The sequence below is a fragment of the bacterium genome (genome assembly GCA_016699045.1).
GTDB lineage: Bacteria > Babelota > Babeliae > Babelales > RVW-14 > AaIE-18.
Window position 1 is genome coordinate 585,517 of sequence record CP064957.1, and the last position, 20,642, is coordinate 606,158.

General features: G+C 42.0%; 24 protein-coding genes. 16 read left to right on the forward strand and 8 right to left on the reverse strand.

What is annotated here, in order from left to right; genetic code table 11:
• The first annotated feature begins 4 nt into the window (after positions 1–4).
• The 3 genes from IPF37_02595 to IPF37_02605 are packed head-to-tail and all read left to right on the forward strand — an operon-like array spanning position 5 to position 3,425.
• Complete coding sequence (locus IPF37_02595; protein ID QQR49708.1) at positions 5–1,408, forward strand: UDP-glucose/GDP-mannose dehydrogenase family protein; 1,404 nt, start codon at positions 5–7, stop codon at positions 1,406–1,408.
• The gene (locus IPF37_02600) at positions 1,393–2,613 is read left to right on the forward strand and encodes a glycosyltransferase family 4 protein (GenBank protein QQR49709.1); all 1,221 of its coding nucleotides are present in this window, start codon (positions 1,393–1,395) and stop codon (positions 2,611–2,613) included. The genes IPF37_02595 and IPF37_02600 overlap by 16 nt, the downstream gene beginning before the upstream one ends.
• Positions 2,613–3,425, forward strand: a complete 813-nt coding sequence (locus IPF37_02605; protein QQR49710.1) for a class I SAM-dependent methyltransferase — start codon at positions 2,613–2,615, stop codon at positions 3,423–3,425. The genes IPF37_02600 and IPF37_02605 overlap by 1 nt, the downstream gene beginning before the upstream one ends.
• Here the strand turns inward: IPF37_02605 and IPF37_02610 are convergent.
• Positions 3,422–4,270, reverse strand: coding sequence for a class I SAM-dependent methyltransferase (locus IPF37_02610; GenBank protein QQR49711.1), 849 nt, complete (start codon positions 4,268–4,270; stop codon positions 3,422–3,424). The genes IPF37_02605 and IPF37_02610 overlap by 4 nt on opposite strands.
• 108 nt (positions 4,271–4,378) lie before the next feature.
• Between IPF37_02610 and IPF37_02615 the strand changes: the two genes are divergently transcribed.
• From IPF37_02615 to IPF37_02635, 5 genes are read left to right on the forward strand one after another with little or no spacing between them, the layout of a single operon-like run.
• Positions 4,379–4,912: a nucleotide exchange factor GrpE gene (locus IPF37_02615; protein ID QQR49712.1), complete on the forward strand. Its 534-nt coding sequence runs from the start codon at positions 4,379–4,381 to the stop codon at positions 4,910–4,912.
• A gap of 4 nt (positions 4,913–4,916) precedes the next feature.
• Positions 4,917–5,684: a CDP-diacylglycerol--serine O-phosphatidyltransferase gene (gene pssA / locus IPF37_02620; GenBank protein ID QQR49713.1), complete on the forward strand. Its 768-nt coding sequence runs from the start codon at positions 4,917–4,919 to the stop codon at positions 5,682–5,684.
• A 21-nt stretch (positions 5,685–5,705) separates the two neighbouring features.
• A complete protein-coding gene (locus tag IPF37_02625; GenBank protein QQR49714.1) occupies positions 5,706–7,367 on the forward strand; it encodes a trypsin-like peptidase domain-containing protein in 1,662 nt (553 codons plus the stop codon).
• Positions 7,288–8,103, forward strand: a complete 816-nt coding sequence (locus tag IPF37_02630; protein ID QQR49715.1) for a TlyA family RNA methyltransferase — start codon at positions 7,288–7,290, stop codon at positions 8,101–8,103. The genes IPF37_02625 and IPF37_02630 overlap by 80 nt, the downstream gene beginning before the upstream one ends.
• 8 nt (positions 8,104–8,111) lie before the next feature.
• Entirely contained in the window at positions 8,112–9,089 is a 978-nt protein-coding gene (locus tag IPF37_02635) for an SET domain-containing protein (GenBank protein QQR49716.1), read from the forward strand.
• Between the two features lie 85 nt (positions 9,090–9,174).
• Here IPF37_02635 and IPF37_02640 read toward each other — a convergent pair whose 3' ends face one another.
• From IPF37_02640 to IPF37_02665, 6 genes are all read right to left on the reverse strand, one after another.
• Positions 9,175–9,933, reverse strand: coding sequence for a hypothetical protein (locus IPF37_02640; GenBank protein ID QQR49717.1), 759 nt, complete (start codon positions 9,931–9,933; stop codon positions 9,175–9,177).
• Positions 9,934–10,055: 122 nt separating this feature from the next.
• On the reverse strand, positions 10,056–10,340 hold the full coding sequence (locus IPF37_02645; protein ID QQR49718.1) for a hypothetical protein: 285 nt from the start codon (positions 10,338–10,340) through the stop codon (positions 10,056–10,058).
• A 109-nt stretch (positions 10,341–10,449) separates the two neighbouring features.
• Positions 10,450–11,406 (reverse strand): LptF/LptG family permease, encoded by a 957-nt coding sequence (locus IPF37_02650; protein QQR49719.1) that lies wholly within the window; start codon positions 11,404–11,406, stop codon positions 10,450–10,452.
• Positions 11,407–11,417: 11 nt separating this feature from the next.
• Positions 11,418–11,720 (reverse strand): hypothetical protein, encoded by a 303-nt coding sequence (locus IPF37_02655; GenBank protein QQR49720.1) that lies wholly within the window; start codon positions 11,718–11,720, stop codon positions 11,418–11,420.
• A gap of 30 nt (positions 11,721–11,750) precedes the next feature.
• The gene (locus IPF37_02660; protein QQR49721.1) at positions 11,751–12,104 is read right to left on the reverse strand and encodes a DUF502 domain-containing protein; all 354 of its coding nucleotides are present in this window, start codon (positions 12,102–12,104) and stop codon (positions 11,751–11,753) included.
• Entirely contained in the window at positions 12,091–13,458 is a 1,368-nt protein-coding gene (locus tag IPF37_02665) for a phosphoglucosamine mutase (protein QQR49722.1), read from the reverse strand. Before IPF37_02665 ends, IPF37_02660 begins: the two co-directional genes overlap by 14 nt.
• Positions 13,459–13,581: 123 nt before the next feature.
• On the opposite strand from IPF37_02665, the gene IPF37_02670 reads away from it, so the two are divergent.
• Complete coding sequence (locus IPF37_02670; GenBank protein ID QQR49723.1) at positions 13,582–14,223, forward strand: LysE family transporter; 642 nt, start codon at positions 13,582–13,584, stop codon at positions 14,221–14,223.
• Between the two features lie 70 nt (positions 14,224–14,293).
• Here IPF37_02670 and IPF37_02675 read toward each other — a convergent pair whose 3' ends face one another.
• Positions 14,294–14,965 carry a helix-turn-helix transcriptional regulator gene (locus IPF37_02675; GenBank protein ID QQR49724.1) on the reverse strand — a complete coding sequence of 224 codons (672 nt, stop codon included), beginning with the start codon at positions 14,963–14,965 and terminating at the stop codon, positions 14,294–14,296.
• A 249-nt stretch (positions 14,966–15,214) separates the two neighbouring features.
• Here IPF37_02675 and IPF37_02680 point away from each other — a divergent pair, with 249 nt between their 5' ends.
• The 7 genes from IPF37_02680 (at position 15,215) to IPF37_02710 (ending at position 20,584) form a co-directional block, all read left to right on the forward strand.
• Complete coding sequence (locus IPF37_02680) at positions 15,215–16,525, forward strand: hypothetical protein (GenBank protein ID QQR49725.1); 1,311 nt, start codon at positions 15,215–15,217, stop codon at positions 16,523–16,525.
• Positions 16,467–17,174: a ribonuclease HII gene (locus IPF37_02685; protein ID QQR49726.1), complete on the forward strand. Its 708-nt coding sequence runs from the start codon at positions 16,467–16,469 to the stop codon at positions 17,172–17,174. The genes IPF37_02680 and IPF37_02685 overlap by 59 nt, the downstream gene beginning before the upstream one ends.
• Positions 17,149–17,802, forward strand: a complete 654-nt coding sequence (locus tag IPF37_02690; protein QQR49727.1) for a hypothetical protein — start codon at positions 17,149–17,151, stop codon at positions 17,800–17,802. Before IPF37_02685 ends, IPF37_02690 begins: the two co-directional genes overlap by 26 nt.
• A gap of 190 nt (positions 17,803–17,992) precedes the next feature.
• Positions 17,993–18,163 (forward strand): hypothetical protein, encoded by a 171-nt coding sequence (locus tag IPF37_02695; protein QQR49728.1) that lies wholly within the window; start codon positions 17,993–17,995, stop codon positions 18,161–18,163.
• 32 nt (positions 18,164–18,195) lie between these two features.
• Positions 18,196–18,570 (forward strand): ankyrin repeat domain-containing protein, encoded by a 375-nt coding sequence (locus tag IPF37_02700; GenBank protein QQR49729.1) that lies wholly within the window; start codon positions 18,196–18,198, stop codon positions 18,568–18,570.
• A gap of 34 nt (positions 18,571–18,604) precedes the next feature.
• Complete coding sequence (locus tag IPF37_02705) at positions 18,605–18,976, forward strand: ankyrin repeat domain-containing protein (GenBank protein ID QQR49730.1); 372 nt, start codon at positions 18,605–18,607, stop codon at positions 18,974–18,976.
• 33 nt (positions 18,977–19,009) lie between these two features.
• Positions 19,010–20,584, forward strand: coding sequence for an ankyrin repeat domain-containing protein (locus IPF37_02710; GenBank protein QQR49731.1), 1,575 nt, complete (start codon positions 19,010–19,012; stop codon positions 20,582–20,584).
• Positions 20,585–20,642 lie beyond the last annotated feature (58 nt).

A 20,642-nucleotide genomic window follows, 5' to 3' on the forward strand; every position in this document is an offset into this window, starting at 1 on the left:
GATCGTGGATATTATTGTTATTGGGGCCGGCTATGTTGGCCTTGTAACGGCGGCATGCCTTGCTCAAAAAGACAACAACGTTACCATTGTTGAAAATAATCCTGCAAAAATTACCGCTCTTTTGCAAGGCGTTATTCCATTTTATGAACCGGGCCTTGATAAACTGGTTGCCGAAGGTATTACAAAAAAAAATATTACCTTTGTTGCCAACGTTGCACAAGCACTGCAAGCTACCAAACCAGACGTTATTTTTTCATGCGTCGGCACACCATCGAGAGAAGACGGCTCAGCAGATTTGTCGTTTGTTTGGCAAGTCGCTCAAGAAATTGGACAACATATCAACAACTACACGCTCGTTGTAAATAAATCAACCGTCCCGGTTGGCACGGCAGAAAATGTTAAAGCAATTATTCAAGAGCAGTTACGTCTTCGTTCAGTAACCGTACCATTTGACGTTGCCTCAAACCCAGAATTTTTAAAAGAAGGCGATGCGCTCAGTGATTTTATGCAACCAGACCGCGTCGTGATTGGCGTTGACTCAGAACAGGCAACCACCCTGCTCACGCAATTGTATGCACCTTTTTTAACAAACATTGAACAACAGTTGGTTTGCATGGACATCCCTTCAGCAGAACTCACTAAATATGCTTCAAACGCTATGCTGGCAACTCGTATCAGTTTCATGAACCAACTTGCTCATTTGGCAGACGTAGTCGGCGCGGATATTGAAGACGTCAAAAAAGGAATGGCTCTTGACCAACGCATTGGCAAACATTTCCTAAATGCCGGTATCGGCTACGGCGGCAGCTGCTTTCCCAAAGACGTCAAAGCACTCATTCATACCGGCAAAGAACATCATGTTTCTATGTCATTGATTCAGGAAGTTGATGCTGTCAACACGCAACAACGACAATTATTTTTAAATAAAATTCTCGACTCTTATGGCAACACACTCCTCAACAAACGGATCGGAATTTGGGGCCTTGCTTTCAAACCCGAAACCGACGACATCCGTTGTGCTCCCGCCATTGACATTATTACCAACCTTCTCGCGCACGGCGCCCACATCATTGCGTACGACCCAGTAGCTAGCAGCAACATGCAACAGCTTTTCAAAAATACTGTCACATTTGCCTCAACAGCAGATGAAGTAGTCAACGCGGCAGACTTTTTAATTATTCTGACCGAATGGCATGAATTTAAAACATACCCAACGGCACATTTTGCAAAGCTCAACGATCAGGTTATTTTTGATGGCCGCAACTGCTTTGACCCTGTTCTCATGCAAGAACAAGGTTTATGCTACATTACCATCGGACGTAACGTACACCAGCAAGAAACGAAAAAGAAATTGGTCTCGCTCAAAAAACAAAACCGAACGAGTCAACCAACATGTCCAACGATATAAAAAAAAAGATTTTGTTTATACATCACGGCAAGGGACTGGGCGGCGCACCGCTCAGTCTGCTGTATTTAGTCAAAGGCATTGACCAAAATCTTTACCAAGCAGAAGTCCTTTTTCTGCACAACTCTGATGCCTTCAAGCTTTTTACCGAACAGGGCATTACCTGCCATGGCCCGGTAAATCTTTACGACTTTGCTCATACAAAAATTTGGTGGTTTAAATGGTACCACCTCCCACACCTCACTCGAGCCTCTCTGGATACTCTCAAAACAATCAACTCTGAAGCCCGCCAATGGCTGGAAAAAATTAAACCGGACCTTGTACACTTAAACACCAGCTCTCTTATCGCATGGGGCAAAATTGCTCACAAAATTGGCATACCAATAGTCTGGCACATCCGCGAACCACTCGCACCTGGCTACCTGGGGGCACGCAAGTCACTCATCACGCGCAGCATCGAACGATATGCTGGCGCGATTGTTCCGATCTGCAAAAACGATGCCTTGCCCTGGCGTAACAATCCCAAAACACACGTTGTGTATAATGCCGTCAATGCAACAATGTTTGATGCATCTATCAGCCCTCACGATTTTTTAGCACAGCACTATCTTGACTCAAGTATCCCCAAAATTTTATTTGTAGGCGGCCTTTCAGAAGAAAAAGGAACGCTATTATTGCTCAACATTTTTGAAAAAGTTTTGGAACTAGTACCTCACGCTCAACTTTTAATTGCCGGCTATTTTTACCATCAAAAGCACCACTCGCTCAATATTAAGCGCTTTATGCCTGCGGCCAAATTTAGGCAATCAGTCAACAATCAGCTTCAAAAAGTTAAAGAATCAGTTCACCTTTTGGGCCCCATAAAAAATATTCCTGAAGCCATGGCCGCCGCCAATGTTCTTGTCTTTCCTGCCACCATTGGCCACTTTGCTCGGCCAATCATTGAAGCTGGTTTTATGAAAAAACCGGTTGTTGCCTCAGCCCTGGCGCCACTTGACGAACTAGTAATTCACGAAAAAACGGGGTATCTCATCGCACCCAAAAACCTTGACGAGTGGGCCGAAAAATTAAGCACCTTACTCTTGAATAAAAATTTACAAAATACGATGGGCCAAGCAGGTTTTGATTTTTGTTCACAAACCTTCAGCTTACCCAACCAAATTACCAAGATTCAAACAATTTATTCTCAACTTTTAAAGGAAGAATAATGTCCAAGCAGAACCTTGCCAAAGAATCGGTTGCGCGCTACTGGAACCAAGCAAGCTGCGGCACCGAGTTTATTCACGAAGCAAAACACTCTCGAGAATATTTTGAAGCAATCGAAGATTTTCGTTACACCATCGAACCAGAAATATTTGCTTTCGCGCAATTTACCCGATTCCATAACAAAAAAATTCTTGAGGTTGGGGTGGGTGCTGGCACTGATTTTTTGCAATGGGTTCGCGCAGGCGCCCAGGCTTACGGCGTTGATTTAACACAAGAAGCCGTTACCAATGTTTTACATCGCTTGGCAATCTACAACCTTACCGCTTGTGACGTTCACGTTGCCGATGCTGAAAAACTTAACTTTGACAACAACAGCTTCGACCTGGTGTACTCATGGGGCGTCATCCACCATTCACCAGACCCCGTCCAATGCCTGCGAGAAATTGTACGCGTAACCAAACCGGGCGGAGCTATTAAAATTATGGTTTATAACCGGCGGTCACTTTTTGCTTGGTACCAGTACCTTCAATTCGGACTTTTGCTCGGCAAGCCCTTCACCAGCATGAAAAAAATTTTAGCCCAGCACCAAGAAAGCCCAGGAACGCAGGCTTATACATTTAAAGAAATTAAAAAGATCCTCAAAGATTTTCCCGTTATTATCAATAAACTGGAAGCAAATATTACCAGCCACGATTTGTTGTATTACAAAAAAAATCGCTTTATTAAAGCGTGTGCGTACCTTGTTGCAAGCTTAACGGGCTGGACCCGACGCGGCTGGTTTATGACACTTGATCTTACAAAAAAAGAGGGTTAAGGACGCTTTGATTTCTTAATCTTCAAAATCATGGTCTCAGCATTTTTTTCGTTGTTATAACATTTTTCATAACGGTTCACCGCCCAGCCCAGACTGCTAAAAAAGCCATTAACAAGCGGCAAGAATGGCCAGGAAAGGGCTTGGTACAACCAGCGCACCATGCCCGGCACTTTTTTAGAATGCAGCAATTTGGCATCAAGCCGGGCAACTGGGTAGTAAAAACGATTATACATTTTTGCTTTAAGCTTATGGCACTCAAACCACCCCTCAACTATCTCCAGGCCATGCTGGGCAAGCAACGCTTTTACTTCCTGAAATGAGTAATGTTTATAGTGCCCATACTGCTGCCGCACGTACCAACGGGGGCTTTTTTCAGCCGGTCCTTGAACTACAAAATTGGGCGTGGTTAAAAATATAACACCATCGTCAGCCAAAACCTTGGGCAAAGCACTTAAAAAAGCATCAACATCTTCCAAGGGAATATGTTCAAAAACCTCGGCCAGCAAGATAAAATCAAACGGCTTTTCTTGGACCAGAGCGGGCACTAAGTCTTGCAAAAAACCTTCCCGCAAAGAAACATTGGGACATGCTTGGCGCAGGCGGTCCCAGCTATGCTGATTCCCTTGAACTTCAATGGCAACGCCCTGCTTAAAAAATTCAGCCAGCAACCGAGTAAGCCTACCATCGCCCGCACCCACATCTAAAAACCGCCCCCGCTTGCTCTGAAAAACGACCTTTTCAAGCTGTTCTAACCAAAAGCCAACGGCATAGTCGGGTAGCCGATTGGAAAAGCCGGTATGGATTTGACCTTGCTTGTACAATGAAGTATAACGTTGATATAACATAAATTTCTCCTTTTTTGGCCATTGTGCCGTTAGATGACTAACAGTTTTTTTCATGGTAAACTCAAGTCTAGATCGTATAAATACGCAAGTAAATACACCTGTCATGTGATGACTAACCAAGGAGCTTTTAGAACAATGGATGCAGAAGATATAAAAAACGAAGAATTCAACAACCACGACGAAGAAACGACATCACCAGTAGAAAAAAAACAGGTGACAGAAAATTTTTATGAACAGTTCATTAAACTAAGCGCCGACTTAGAAAATTATAAAAGACGCGTCACCAGAGAACGTGCTGAGTGGATGGATGTGTCGCAAGTGAATCTTTTGATTGAGCTGTTACCTATTTTTGACGAACTCGATCGCGCTCTTGTGATGGCCAACAACGCCCAAACCGATGCAACCCACAATGCATGGCTTGATGGTTTTAAATTGATTCAAAAAAATTGGGAAAAAAAGCTTGAAGAAGTACACGTAAAAGTAATCGACACAAGCGGAATGTTTAACCCAGAAATGCACGAAGCATTAATGCAAGTTGAAGATCCAGAAAAACAATCGGGTCAAATCGCTCAAGTGTTTCACAAAGGCTATACCTTTAAAGACAAAGTAATTGTGCATGCAAAGGTAAGTGTCGCTAAATAAAAAGATGATGATGGTGCGCTTAATCCCTAAAAAACTTTCTTCTCAAAACCGCCCTTACCGGCGGGTTATTAGCTTTAGGCGGTTTACTCGTCGCGCCAATCTTAATCAGCTTCCCAATTTAATAACGCTGGGCAATGCATGCTTTGGTTTTACCTCAATGATTTTTGCGGCACACGGCAATTTTTTTGCCGCCGGCTATTTCATTTTGTTGGGCGCTCTCATGGACGCCCTTGATGGCCGCGTCGCCCGTTATGTTGGGGTAACAAGCCCCTTGGGCGCGCAGCTTGATTCGCTGAGCGATGCCATTTCGTTTTGCATGGCACCAGCTTTCTTAACCTATTTTTGGGTGTTACGCAAAATGGGCCTTATCGGCTATGCCGCGTGTGCCTTTTTTTTATTAGCAGGTATTGCGCGCTTAGCAAAATTTAACATCACCAGCAACGAACAATCGACCGCTTTTATTGGCATGCCCACCACACTAGCGGGCTGTTTTTTAGTGACACTCCTGCTCAATAGCCAATCATTCTTGCTTGAACCATCATACATTTTTTTTATTTTAAGCCTTGTGGTAACTCTTGGCTTCTTGATGATCAGCAAAGTGCGCTTTTCAAGTTTTAAAAAAATAAGCAAAAATTGGTATGCCTTAACAAGCGTCATGCTCACAGCATTCGTCATTAGCATGGGTTTTCTTAAGGTATTACTTTTACTTTTTATTGCCTACTTTGTTTTTACCTGTATTCAGCCTTTTACTACAATCGTGCGAAAATCATAACGCTCAAAAAGGAGTATTTTCATGCAATCACGTATCAACTCGTTGCTTGCTTTACCTATCGTTATCAGCTTCATGTTGATTGGTGGGGGTATTTATTACCTTCATGATCGACACAAAAAGTTTGAACACTTAGAACAACTGCTCGGCCAATACACATCAGTAAAAGATTCTTTAGAAAAAGTTATCACGCACAAAACTGCAGCACCAAGTACTGCTGTTGTTGCTGAGCAACAAGAAGTAACCATCCCGGCATCATGGATCGACATTCAAAAAAAAGTCAAAAATACCGTTGTTCAAGTTTTCTCACAAATTAATGAATTCAACTGGCTTGAACCATACAAAACACCCCGCCAAGGCGAAGGCAGCGGCAGTGGCTTTTTTATCAACGATCAAGGCCATTTAATAACTAATTATCACGTGGTCATGCAGTCAACCAACATTGAAATTCAAATTCCACTCTTTGGCATGGAACGCTTTGATGCAAAGTTAATTGGCGTAAGCCCAGAGCGTGATATTGCTTTACTAAAAGTAACGGATGAAGCACTCACCAAAATTAAACAAAAATTAGACCCAATTCCATTTTTAACTTTTGACAACTCTGATGCAGTTATCCGTTCGCAAGAAATTCTTGCCCTCGGCTATCCTCTGGCACAAGGCAGACTTAAAAGCACCTTGGGTATTGTCAGTGGTCGTGAGACACTTGGCTATTTTGGTTACATTCAAGTAACCACACCGCTCAACCCCGGCAACTCGGGCGGCCCTGCACTCAACAACGCGGGAAAAGTCGTGGGCATTAATTCTCGTGGCGTTATTGGCGCACAAAACGTTGGTTACATTATTCCCATCAACGAAGTTAAAAGTGCCTTGAATGACTTGTCTCGAGTACCGTTGCTGCGCAAGCCAACTCTCGGCTGTATTTTTACCTACGCAACACCAGAAATGGTTAACTACCTGGGCAACCCACCGCAAGGCGGCTGGTACATTGCCAAAGTTTTTAATAACACACTTTTGAAAAAAGCCGGCCTGAAAAAAGACGATATGTTGTACAAAGTTAATGGCTACCCGATCGACATGTACGGCGAACTTGATGTACCATGGAGCGAAGACAAAGTTTCTCTTTTCGAACTACTCAATCGCTACAAAATTGGTGATTCTTTAGCATTCTCAATTTACCGCAAGGGCAAACCATTAGATATCAGTTTCACGCTTGACGATAGTTATCTCCCACCCATTCGCACGATTTATTCTGAATTTGAACCAGAAGCAATCGATTATGAAATTGTTGGCGGCATGGTTGTTATGCCTCTTTCACTTAACCACGTGGGCATTATGATTCAAAGCGTGCCAAGCTTGGTAAAATACGGCCAGCCAGACAAGCAACACACGCCAGCCTTGGTAATCACTCACGTGTTGCCAAACTCACAAGCATCACGTGCTCGTGTTTTGCGCCCTGGCGAAATTATTGCTGCCGTCAACAACGAAAAAGTACAAACACTGGCCGACTTACGCAAAGCAATTTTACAAAGCAAAAATAAAGAATTTTTAACGATTAGAACCGACAATAATTTGTACGGCGTTTTATCGGTTGATCGCATCGTTAAAGATGAGCCAATGCTTTCTGCACAGTATTTTTATAAATCATCACCACTCATTGAACAATTACGAGAAGAGAAACGTGGCTAAAGAAAAAAAGCGCCTTGACGCACTAATTCTTGAACTTTACCCTCATTTGACGCGCAACCAAGTGCAGAGTTTTATTCTGCAAGGCAAAGTCAAAGTTAACGATTTAGTCTGCACAAAACCGGGAACACCCGTCAGCCTCGATGCCGTTATTGGCATGGAGGCTGACCAACCAAAATATGCCAGCCGTGCCGGCTTTAAACTTGAAGCAGCGCTCGAGCATTTTAAGGTCGATGTTACCAATCTAGTAGCTCTTGATGCCGGCATCTCAACCGGTGGTTTTACCGACTGCTTGTTACAGCACGGCGCCAAGCGCATTTACGGCATTGACGTTGGTTACGGCCAGGTGCATGAAAAAATCCGCACTGACTCGCGCTTGATTTTGATGGAAAAAACGAACCTGCGCCATTTGGCCCCGCTGCCAGAATTGGTCGATTTGATAACACTCGATTTATCGTTTATCTCGATTTTAAAAGTCATGCCAGCGCTCGTAAATATTATCAAACCAACCGGCAAAATTATCACACTCATTAAGCCTCAATTTGAAGCTGAACGGGCAGATATTCAACGTGGCGGCGTTGTCAAAAGTGCCGCTGTTCATGAACGCGTTATTGAAAAAATTAAACAGGGCATGCAGGAATTTGGGTTCAACATGATTGGCGTTATTGAATCGCCGATTGTTGGGGCTACATCTGGCAACAAAGAGTTTCTTGCGTTGTTTGAACATATCGAAAAGTAAAAATAATTATGAAGCTTTTTCCAAAAATCACACTTGCCATCTTTTTGGCAATAAGTTCGTTTTTAGTTATAAGTTTATTTAAGGTATATCCCCAGGAGCAACCAGCCATGGAATGGTCAGAATTTTCTTTTATACTCAAGCCCTCATCTTTAGGTGGCGTTGGTGTTTTTGCCATGCACGATATTCCTGCCGGCACACCCCTCTTTCGTACCGATCACCGTTCAAGAACTTTTAAAACAAAAGACCTCGATCCAGAATTTATTAAATACTGCGTCTTGGTCAACGATGAAGAATGCCGAGGCCCTGAGCGTTTTGACCGCTTAGAAATCAGCTGGTACCTCAACCACTCACACATGCCAAATATTGCAAAATACGATAAACCAACCGACCGCGGCTGCTATGCCCTCAAAGATATTAAAGCTGGTGATGAAATCCTGATTGATTATAGCGGCCTCAATGAGCCCGAGCACTTGAAAGAAGATTATTATAAGCAATCGACTACCACCACATCAACATCGACACTCAATCCGCCAAATCAACAGGCACAAAAGAACGTTTCCAAAACATGGTCAGAATTTTCTTTTATGCTCAAGCCGTCATCTTTGGGCGGCATTGGCGTTTTTGCCGTGCATGATATTCCAACAGGCACACAAGTTTTTCGCAATGATCACATTATAAAAACTTGGAAAGTAAAAGATCTTTCTCTCGAGCTCAGACAATATTGCATCTACCTCAACGACGAAGAATGCCTAGGACCTGAGCGCTTTGATCGCATGGAAATAGGTTGGTATTTAAACCATTCAGACACCCCCAATATTGCAAAAAACCATGAAGAAATGTCTACGATCCATGACATTAGAGCACGGACAGAGCGTGCATTTGTCACAACAAAAGACATCAAAGCTGGTGATGAAATTTTGATTGATTATAACTATCTTAATGAGCCAGAACACCTGAAAGAAGATTATTATAAAAAATCTTCCTAAGCTTTTAAAAACTCGAGCCAATAAAAAGAGCCGCTGTAAAAAACAGCGGCTCTTTTTATTAAACTTAATAACGTAAAATTTACGCTTATACTACTTCTTCAGCTTCTTGAACAAAGTTAATGTCGTCATCATTGTCGCCAGCTAAAACATCTTCAAGAAGAAGATCTTCTTCTTTTTCTTCTTGAGTTGCAAGTCTGTAAGCAATCCATGCAGCAAGACCAACTCCAAGAGTACCAGAAATCAGTAATTTATTATCATTAACAGTTTTCTTAAATTCGCCAAATTTTTTAGCTAATTCAAAATGTTTCACAAATTCTTTTTGTGCAGGCTCTACAACTTGGTTCTTCAATGTGTTTTTACATGATTCAAATACAAGCCAACCAATAACTACGGTCATCACAGCTCCGGCAGCGTCAACAGCCTTGAAATCAATGCTTTTCTTTTCAATATCATCAAAAACAATTTCGCCAAGACTTCTACCAACAACTTTTACATCATTCGGCATTCTGTACATAGTTTCGATAAAATCGCTCTGACAACGTTGGAAAAATTTGCAAACTTCGGGATTTGTAGGGTCTGCAAGCTCAAAGTATGTTTCTAAGAAATCAATATCAGCATCTGAAAGACCTTCAAGTGTGCGGCGTGCAAACAAATCTTGGCTCTCGGTAATTTCAAGTACCAATAAAGGCTTTTTGCTTGGCATCATCACCATATTTCTAAAATGCTTTTCAAAGTACTTTCTCAAATTTTGGAAATCTTCAATATTGCGCAATACAAATTTCATTGGCATGCCGGTTTGATATTGATCGACAAGAACGGTACCGTTGTACGTTCTGTCTGGCAAAGCACCGATTGTTTTGAGTGCTTTATCTAAAAAGCTACCAACAACGGTTTTGCGATACCCACGAAACTTTTGATCAAGTTTAAGGCAAGCATCTGCGTAAATAACGATATTTCTGATCGGCGTTAAATTTGCAAGATCGGCAGATTTTTTGCACGACGAGGGTTTTGTCCCTTATCGCGCGTACCACACATAACGGTATTAGATTCACTTTTTCCTGAGTGAAACACCATCATATAAGGATCTTCGCTGATTGTTTTAAAAAAGCAGAACGGCTGATCAAGTGTTTTAAACTGATCTTTTGATTCCTGAGATACTTCACGACCTTTAACTAATGACGTAATATCATAAGCTGATACCGAATTCATACAAAGCGCGATAGATAAAGCAAAAAGACTTCTCATCTTCATAATAGTTCCATCGTAAATAACCAACTGACCACAACAAAAGAATAAATGCCCACAGGCATTTTGCATCGATCATAGTCTATGCAAACAATAATTTTTTTCAAGAAAATGCTTATAACACACACAAAATTACCAAACTTAAAAACGCAATTATGGGATAAATCAATAAGATAGCAAACCACTTTGCATAAACATAACGCTGACAGATTATAAAAATACCGGCTGTTAAAAATGGGAAGCATGCTATTTGAAGATAAAATAATAGTCGCTCGATCATCGCTGCCAGCAACGCATGCCACGCATCAAACGCTAACAAGTCACGATAAAAAAACAAACGCTGCAAAAGAATAAAAAGAGAAGGCTGTTCGTGCTGCATTGAAAGCCGCAAAAATAAACTGGGTAACGATAATGTTTCATTGAGTAAGATTTTTTGTTCGCACGATGTGGCAACAAAATATTGGCCGTCATGCAGTGTTAGTTGCTCGAGCTCATAATCAAGCGAAAAGGTGGGGGCGGTAAGAAGTTTTGCAAGAGAGCCATCAGCGTTTCGATAAACTAAAATAATGTCTTTGCCTGATGCCGTAGGCTCTAAAAAACCAATATAACAAAAAAGATGCTCATCCAACATAAGCCAGGTAGCAATAAGTCGCCCAGCAACGCCGCCCTTAAACGTCTCTTTTCTAAATTTTTCAGCACGGTCAACCGCCGTCAAAACACCAACTTCATAAAGCGGTACCGCAATTGCCAGCATTACTAAACCAACGCCAAAAAACGTGCGTAATAAGCGTGCTCGTTCAACCCCTAGTAACTGCAAGGTCTGCCACTCGCCACGCTGCCACAACTCACGCACTACCATACAAGTCGTCAGCCAACAAGCAACCGGCCACATGCGCGCAAAAGTGGGCACCATGTTTAAGCTGGTAAAATAAACAATCTGAGAAAAGGTCGCGTGCTGCACGCTTAACAATTTTTCGAAAAATTCGATAAAGTTATAAAGCAACGACAGAACAACGCTGATGCCAAAAAAAGTAGTGAAAAATAGCCTGTAAAAATAGCGCGTAAAAACCATTGTTGAAGGAACTATTTTTGCGGTTCTTCTAAACGCTCATATTTAATCAGAGATTCTGGCGTAATCAACCCGCACGATACTAACGTCTTAACAGCCTCTTCAAAAGTAATATCGGTATAAATCAAGTCACTCTCAGGCAAAATGAAAAAATAGCCAGTTGTTGGATTTGGTGAATTAGGCATAAATACTTTGAAATAACGCTCTTCTGGGTTTTTTTTAAGATGACTAGGAATAATTTTTTGATAACTGTCATCCGCTGATTCGAGTAAAAAAGCCAAATGATAGTTGCCCAAGCGCGGGTACGAAATCAACACCACTTGGCGTGACTTGTCGGCGCCTTTTTTTTATATTCTAAAAAAATCAACCAACATCTTTGCCGAAGAATAAACAATTCTGATAAAAGGTATTTTAACAATAAGTCGCTCAAAATAATGCACAATAGTATGTACAACAAATATCTTGAGCAAAAAACCAAGCAGCAAAATAAAGCCGGTTACCAGCAAAAATTCTGAACCATGAATTTTATGAAAAAATTCTGGCCCAACGTTGCGTAACGGCTCAAGAACTTTAAATGCAAAGTCATAAATAAATTTGATAAAAAATACCGTTAACGCAATCGGAATAATAGTAAATAGACCATTTAAAAAAAGTGATCGTACAAAAGCACCAATAGCCTGCAACGTTTTAACAATTTTCATAAAATCCTTCAGTAGAAAGTGCCTGTTGCAAAGCTGTTGCCAACCGTTGAGCAAAACTGAGTGCCCGCTCATTTGTTGCAGCTTCTATCATAACACGCAATAAATTTTCAGTTCCTGAATAACGTACTAAAATCCTACCTTTTTGCAACTCTTGCTCATATTGTTGGATAATCCGAGCGAATGGCTGGTCCGCTAAATTGCGCTTATGCTCAACCGGAACGTTAACCAGCACCTGCGGATATTTTTCAGGCGAAGCCATATCCCAATTTTGCGTCGTCAGCATCGACTCTAAAATCTTAAGCGCCACAAAAATGCCATCGCCTGTCCGCGAGTAATCTTTAACGATGATATGCCCCGAGGTTTCGCCACCCAGCAAAATATCGCATTCTTCCATCATTGCCGATACATACTTATCGCCAACGGGAGTACGAATCAGCTGAACGCCAGCTTGCTGCATCGAATGCTCAAAACCACTGTTCGTCATCACCGTTCCCACTACCTGCTTGGAAAGCGCATAGCGCGGCAAACGCAACAACAAACTCAATACATCGTCACCATCTTTAACCACACCAAACCGATTAACGGCAATCACACGATCGCCATCACCATCAAATGCAAAGCCGGCATGCGCTCCCAGCCTTACAACTTCAGCTTGAAGTGTTTGTGGGTGCAAGGCGCCACAGCCATGATTAATGTTGGTGCCAGTAGGCGCTGCATGCAACAGAACCACCTTTGCACCAAATTTTTCAAAAATCATGGGTGCTAGTTGGTAAGTTGCGCCATGAGCACAATCAAGCACAACAGTAATCCCCGCTAAAAAATTGTGCGGAAAAAATGATGCCACCAGATTGCCATATTCAGGCCCTGCTTGAGCCCACGAAGCAATCTGGATGTCAGAAATAACAAAATCAACTTCATCGTCCATGGCATTAAAATAATCTACTATTTCCTGCTCATCTTTTTTAGTCAACTTGCAATCACGCGCATCAAAAATCTTTAATCCATTGTCATGATACGGGTTGTGCGATGCCGAAACCATTACGCCAGCATCAAACGGTTGTTGTTCATGAGCAACATGATGAATCAATTGAAACACCGCCGGCGTTGGCACCACCCCAGCATCAATAACCTTAACACCAACTTGCTCAAGCCCTACCCTCACAGCAGCTTTAATACGCGGGCACGATTCACGCGTATCACTTGCTAACAAAAATTGTGGTTTTTGTTTAGCATATTTTTTAATCGCCCACAAACCCAACGCTTTTCCAAGTTTTTGCAACGAGGTAGTTGTAAACGGATACTCATGCGCCGGCCCACGAATGCCATCGGTACCAAAAGCAATAACTTGTTTCACGTTGATGATTCCTTTTTTAATAATTAAAATCACAAGTTAGTGATGTTTTTTTGAACAATTTTCTTAATCGTAACGATTATGTTATAATAAAACAAGACTTCAGTCGTAACAAACGAGGTAATTATGAGTGTCTGGTTTTTCATTTCATGTTTCTTGATCGGCATTGCCGTATCGTCATCGGTTGGTCCCATTTTTATTTGGATTTTTAATCACGGCGCACGCTACGGGTTTTTGAAAGCATTTCCAATAGGCCTTGGAGCAGCATTGGTTGATGGCATCTACTTTTCTCTAGGTTTATTGGGCGGCTTAAAATTACTTGAAACTTCAAAAAATATTCTTTTAGCCATGGACATTGTTGGCGGTATTCTTTTGATCATTCTTGGCTACCGCACCATCATGGAGCAACAACGCATCGAAAATATTCATGTAAGCGGTTTTTTTAAGTCAACAGGCAAAGCGTTTATTGTCACACTCTTCAATCCGTTTACGGCTTTGTTTTTCATGATTGTCAGCGTTCAATTACTGCCAGTTGGCATACAAAAACTTTCAGCATGGCAGATTGGAATGGGCAGTGTTATGGTCTTTGGCGGCTCATTAACCGTTCTTTCAACCGTCGGACTGATAGCTAGCTCGATTGGTAATGCCATTAACACCCGCGCTCTAAAATTGATTTCATTGTGTACCGGCACTCTTTTTCTTATTACCGGTATTTATTTGCTCAGCGACTTTGTTTTAAATCTCATTAAAATTATTCGCTTACGATAAAAAAAAGCATCCACTTTTACGATGGATGCTTTTTTATTTTAGTTTCTAAAATAAAAATGGAAAATAATTTCTAGCTAAGCTTCTGGTAACGATGTGTTACTTTACCAACAACACGAAAATTATCTTTACCTCGAATCAATGCCACCGGAGGATGTTTGTGGTTCACTGATTCAAGCACGATAAAGTCTTCCATGTACGTTACTTGCAAGATACCCTTGATTGGATTTTCGTTGCCATATTCAACGGCAGCAATATCGCCAGATCGCGTCCATGTTTCAGGAGAAATAATTAAATAATCTCCCTTCACAAACGTTGGTGCCATGGCATTACTTTCAACATTTAAACAAAACATTGAATCATCAGAGCTATTGAAAACTGGCACAAAAATATCTTTGTAGCCGGTTGTCACTTGCGTCAACTGATTGTTGTAAGGAGAAGGATTTGATGGAATATCGCCCATCACTGGAACAATTTTGAGTTGAAGGTCAACTGCTGTTGTTTCAGGAATTTTGATATTAGTATCCACATTATCGGTTCTACTACGACGTTGTGCGAACAAATCAACGGGATGAATGTCAAACGCATTAGCTAATTTTTTTAACGCGTCCTCATTCCAACGACGCGTACCATTTTTAATATGCGTCAAATAACTTTCGGACATACCGGTCTTTTCCGCAAGAACTTTGGTAGTCCACCCTCGTTCCCTCAGCAATTCTTTAACCCGTAACTCTGTTGAAGACATAAATACTCCTTTCCACATAATGTAGCGCAACAAAGATCTTGTAGTATTAACTCGACAGCCTAGTCATATAAATCTGTTAAAATAATATAAACCATGTCAAATAGAAATGCTATCAAAAAATTCAAGATGAATGACAAAAAAAATTGTTTCTTTGTGACAATTTTGTTCAAAATTTAATTTTTATTTCTTAAACTAACGCTTACGAAGAAATCGTGCTCATAAAAAAAACCATATGAAATAAGCACAACTATGAGATGTATCCGCCTATTTTTTGTAACACTCTTGGCCTTCACGAGCATTTCAATTATCACTACCTTTGCCTATACAATCAAACTTATCGACCAAGCTCAACACTTTGCAAAAAAAACAAGCAAGAAACCTTGGAACAATAAATTCTCAAAGAAAATATTTATGCTCACGGGAGAAGTTTCGGGTGATAAACTTGGCGCTTGGTACTTAAGAAAAATAAAAGAAAGCAGGGGCTCGGCCTCATGCCAAGCACTCGGCAACAAATTTTTGCAAAAAGAGGGCGCTCAACTTCTTAAAAATTTTGACGAACTATACGTTGGTAATGGGCTTGCATCACTCATCAACACCCTGCCCCGCCAACTGACGCATTTTAATAATTTGGTTGATTACGTTTTAAAAAATAATTTTGCCGAGGTCGTACTGGTAGATTTTCCACTCATCAACATCCCGTTTGCTCGCGCACTCAAACTAGCCCAGCCAACTATTAACATCACGTTTATCGCTCCGCCAGAGTTATGGTTTTGGGGAACATGGCACCTCGATGATTTTTTAAAAGCGTATTGCGACACCATCATTGTTTTGTATCCGTATGAAGTTACTTGGTACCAATCCATTGGCATGAACGTAACATGGCTTGGCTATCCATACCGTGATGAATTTGAGCTGTCCCTGCACAAACAGACACCAAAAGAAAAAATGATTGCCCTGCTGCCCGGCTCTCGCGCGGGCGAACTTAAAACCATGATGCCGCTCTTTATTGATTTTATTAAACAATTTTCAGAGCAATTTCCTGACGTACAGTATATTTTTCCTGTTGCTGCGTCATTTGAGCCAAGCATGCTCCAATATTATTTAGATCAAGCAAACATTAACACATCTCTAATTTCAATCATTCACGACGAAACAGAAAAGAAAGAGGCGTTAACTCGCTGCTGCCTTGTCATCAGCAAACCGGGAACCGTTACGCTTGAGCTAGCACTTTTAAACGTTCCCAGTATTGTCACGTACAAAGTTTCATGGCTTACGTATGTACTCACCAAACTATTCATTAACCCTTCAGCTATCAGCCTGCCAAACCTGCTTTCTTCCCAAAAAATTTGTACTGAACTTTTGCAAACTGAATGCAATGCAACCGCCATTTGTAAACAGGCAGCTTTGTTGTATACTGGTTTTCTTGAGAATAATTCCCTGTACCAACGTAAGCTGTGCGATCTTGAAGAATTTAGCAATATTTTTGTAAGCCAAAAAAATTATGCAAACCAAAAAAGCCATACCGAAAAAACAACACTCGTTCCCCAAGCACTTTTTTGAAAAAGATGCCTGGACTCAGAATTTGCACGTCTGCGGCATTGACGAGGCAGGGCGCGGGCCATTGGCAGGGCCGGTTGTTGTAGCGGCGGTTATTTTGCCACTCAACACTACCTATAAATTGCTCAAAGATTCAAAAATTATGACCGAAGAAGAACGAGAACAGGCATACCAATGGATTGTTACCCATTGCCTTTTTTCCGTTGCTCAGGCCGATCATTCACAGATCGACCGCATTAATATTTATCAGGCAACCTTGCACGCGATGCGCCGAGCATACATCCAGCTGATTGGCACCATGGGCAACCAATTTGAAACATTGCGTTATGTGGTAGTTGATGCCATGCCGGTTTTTATGAAAGAACCGTACAAGCACAGTAACCTCGATTTTCATAACTTTACGTTTGGCGAAACATACTCTCGCTCCATTGCCGCCGCTTCAATTGTTGCCAAAGTAACACGCGATCGACTGATGCACACAACACAAAAATTATTTCCAGCCTATGCCTTTGGCGACCACAAGGGTTATGCAACAAAAGAACATATCGCCAGTATCCACCAGCATGGGCCCAGCATTGTGCACCGCACCAGCTATTTGTCCAACATTCTTAAAAGCCAGCAAGACCATGAACACCAAAACCTCCTCTTCTAACGCCGCCACGCCAGAACAAATCAGTACCTACCACAATTTTGCCGAAGTAATTCAAAGCAATCTTGAGACCTTTACCGCCCAGTGCTGGTCGTGGAATTTTTTCCCCAACTTTGGCTCGTTGGTGCAAGTTGAAAGCAATGAGCATATTATTTTGGGCTGCGTGGTACAAATCCAAACCGGCTCCATGGACCCGATGCGCTACCCGTTTCCTTATCAAAAAACCGAAGAGGAACTGTTAAGCCAACAGCCACAAATTTTTGAATTTTTAAAAACAACGTTTGATGTTCAAATTCTTGGGTACACGCTCAAAGCAACACCCGAAAAGGTGCTGTACATGCTCCCGCCAAAACCAAGCAAGATTCATGCGTTTGTTAAAGAATGCGCACCAGCATTGTCGGCACAATTTTTAAGCAACCCAATTTTTTTACCCATGCTGTTTTCTTTTCAGCATAAAATATCTAATCTTGATGAATTACTGCTGGCAATCTTGCACAACTTAAGCGCCCAAAAGAAACTTACACAAAAAGTATTCCATGAATTTTGTCAGACCTTTTCGCTGCTTTCTGGCAACGATTATCGAAGGCTCAAGCTATTTTTAAAGCGGGTCGAGCATATCATCAACCCCTAGCCGCCCCCTCATTTCAGCAAGAAAAAATGACTCTTTCAGGCCAAAAACCTTTATGTTTAAATTTCAATATGAAAATTAAATGTTTTTTTCGCTAATCATTGATTTAAAAAAAGCAGGCGTTATATTGCTCTTATACCTGCACCAATAGGGATGAACCAATAAACGCTCTGTCCAGAAAGACTAAAGAACCATGAACCACCCACAAGAACCAATCAGCACACCCACTATTTCTTATCAATGCTCATATGACAGCGTTTATTCAGAAATTTATGAAACTTCGTATGACACACACTTTGTTTTCTGCGATGACGAAGAAGAAGAGATGATTAATACATCTACGCCGTTAGAAAGAATTCATTAGGAAAACAGGTCAAAAAAATCAACGGAGATACCATGCACAAAATATTATTTGGATCGTTATTTTTCGTTGTAGCCCTCACTTCAACCGCCCTGCCAGCAGCTAGAACACCATTACATGAAGCGGCAGCGGGTGGCAGCATCAAACAATTACAATCGTTGCTCACGCAAAATCCCGCGGGCGTTAACGCAAAAGATAATAACAGCTGGACGCCGCTCCATCACGCCACCTATTGGAGGCGCTTCAAATGCGTTCAAGAGCTTCTAAACGCTGGCGCTGACGTTTATGCAACAAATAACGAAGGCAAAACTGCAAAAGACATCGCACGAGAAGAAGACTACGAAAATATCGTTGCGTTGTTGCAAAGTTACGAAGGCCTTCCAGACATCAAAGAGCCTGAAGTCAACTAAAAATTTCTCAACTATTTTTCAGAAAGGTCAAATCATGATCAACAAAATTATCGCCTCATTTTCAATTGTTCTCGCCCTCACCTCAACCGCCACGCCGATGGGATTTGCACTGCGTGAAGCGGTACGAAAGAACGACGCTCAGCAGCTACGCTCCCTGCTGGCCAATAATAACGTCGACATTAATGCACAAGATCCCCGGGGCTGGACACCGCTCCATCACGCCGCTTATTGGGACCGCGTCGAATGCGTTAAAGTGCTCTTAAACGCTGGGGCTGATATCACAGCAATAAACAATGAGGGTGTAACCGCAAAATACCTTGCAGTAGAAGAAGGCAACTACACCATCATCGGCTTGTTGCAAGATTACGAAAATACCCCAGACATTAAAGAGCCTGAGGGCCTTTAAAAAATTCTCAACTACTTTTTAGAAAGTTCAATCATGATCAATAAAATTATCGCCTCATTTTCAATCGTTCTCGCACTCGCTTCAACCGCCATGCCAAAAGACTACCCGCTGCATAACGCCGCAAAAGCCGGCGATATTGAACAACTGCATACTTTGCTAGTCGGCAATGGTGTCGATATTGATGCAAAAGATGACATGGGCTATACACCACTGCTCTGGGCAGCCAAGGACGGCCACCTCAAATGCATTCAAGAGCTTCTCAACAATGGTGCCGAGGTTAACGCAAGAGGCGGCTACGGCTGGACACCACTTCATTCGGCTGCCGACAACGGCCACACCAACTGCGTTAGAGAACTTTTAAGCAGGGGCGCCGATGCCAATATAAAAGAGAGCAACGGCTTGACACCTCTTCATTGGGCTGCTGAAAAGGGTCACCTCGACTGCGTTAAAGAACTTTTACAACGTAAAGCCGATGTTAACGCAAAGGGTAAATACGGTGATTCCACACCACTTCATTTTGCTACCATACGCGGCCACCTCGACTGCATTAGAGAACTTTTAAACTACCGTGCTGATGTCAATGCAAAAGACAGCAACGGCTCGACGCCTCTTCATTATGCTACCATTATTATCATATGGCGCGCTGACTACGTGCACGGTGACTGCATTAGAGAACTCTTAAACAACAATGCCGATGTCAATGCAAAAGATTGGGCCGGCAGGACACCGCTTCATTTTGCTGTTATGAACGGCGATCCCACATGCATGAGGGAGCTTTTAAATCATGGAGCCAGCCTTGAAGCAAAAACAAGCGAAGGTAAAACCGCAAAAGACCTTGCTAGCGCGGGTACCTTGGCATGGTTGCAAGCTTATGAAGACGCTATAAAAAGGAAAGAGTCGGGGACGGTAACGCTACACGATGCGGCAAGAAATGGCAACGTCGAACAGCTACGCACATTGCTAGAACAAGATTTCACTGATGTTAATGCAAAAGATCCGTTTGGCTCAACGCCTCTGCATGATGCCGCCTACTTGGGCCGCACAAACTGCGTTCAAGAACTTTTGAAACATAATGCCAATGTTAACGCAAAAAATAACAGCGGCTGCACCCCGCTTCATTTTGCTGCCAGAAACGGCCACCTCGACTGCATTAGAGAACTTTTGAAACATGATGCCGATGTCAATGCAAAAAGTAACCTGGACGAAACACCACTTCATTGGGCTGCTCAAAACGGCCACCTCGAATGCGTTAAAGAACTTTTGAAACATAATGCCGATGTCAATGCAAAAGATAATGACAGCTACACACCGCTTCATAATGCAGCCATAAACGGCCGCATTAATTGCATTGAACCACTCTTAACCAATGGCGCCAATGTTAAAGCAAAAATTGACAAGGGCCAGACACCACTATCTTTTGCTATCAAATGTAGCCGCACCGTATGCATTAGAGAATTTTTGAACGATACTACCAACCTTGAAGAAAAAACAATTGATGGCCAAACCGCAAGAGAACTTGCACTAAAATTTAAACACCAAGCCGTCGCCGATTTGTTGCAAAGTTACGAAGGTATTCCGGACATCAAAGAGCCTGTTGTCGAAGAATAATTTCCCAAGTATTTTTTTAAAAGCAAAAAAGTTAAGGACCGATTCAACAACATTGAAT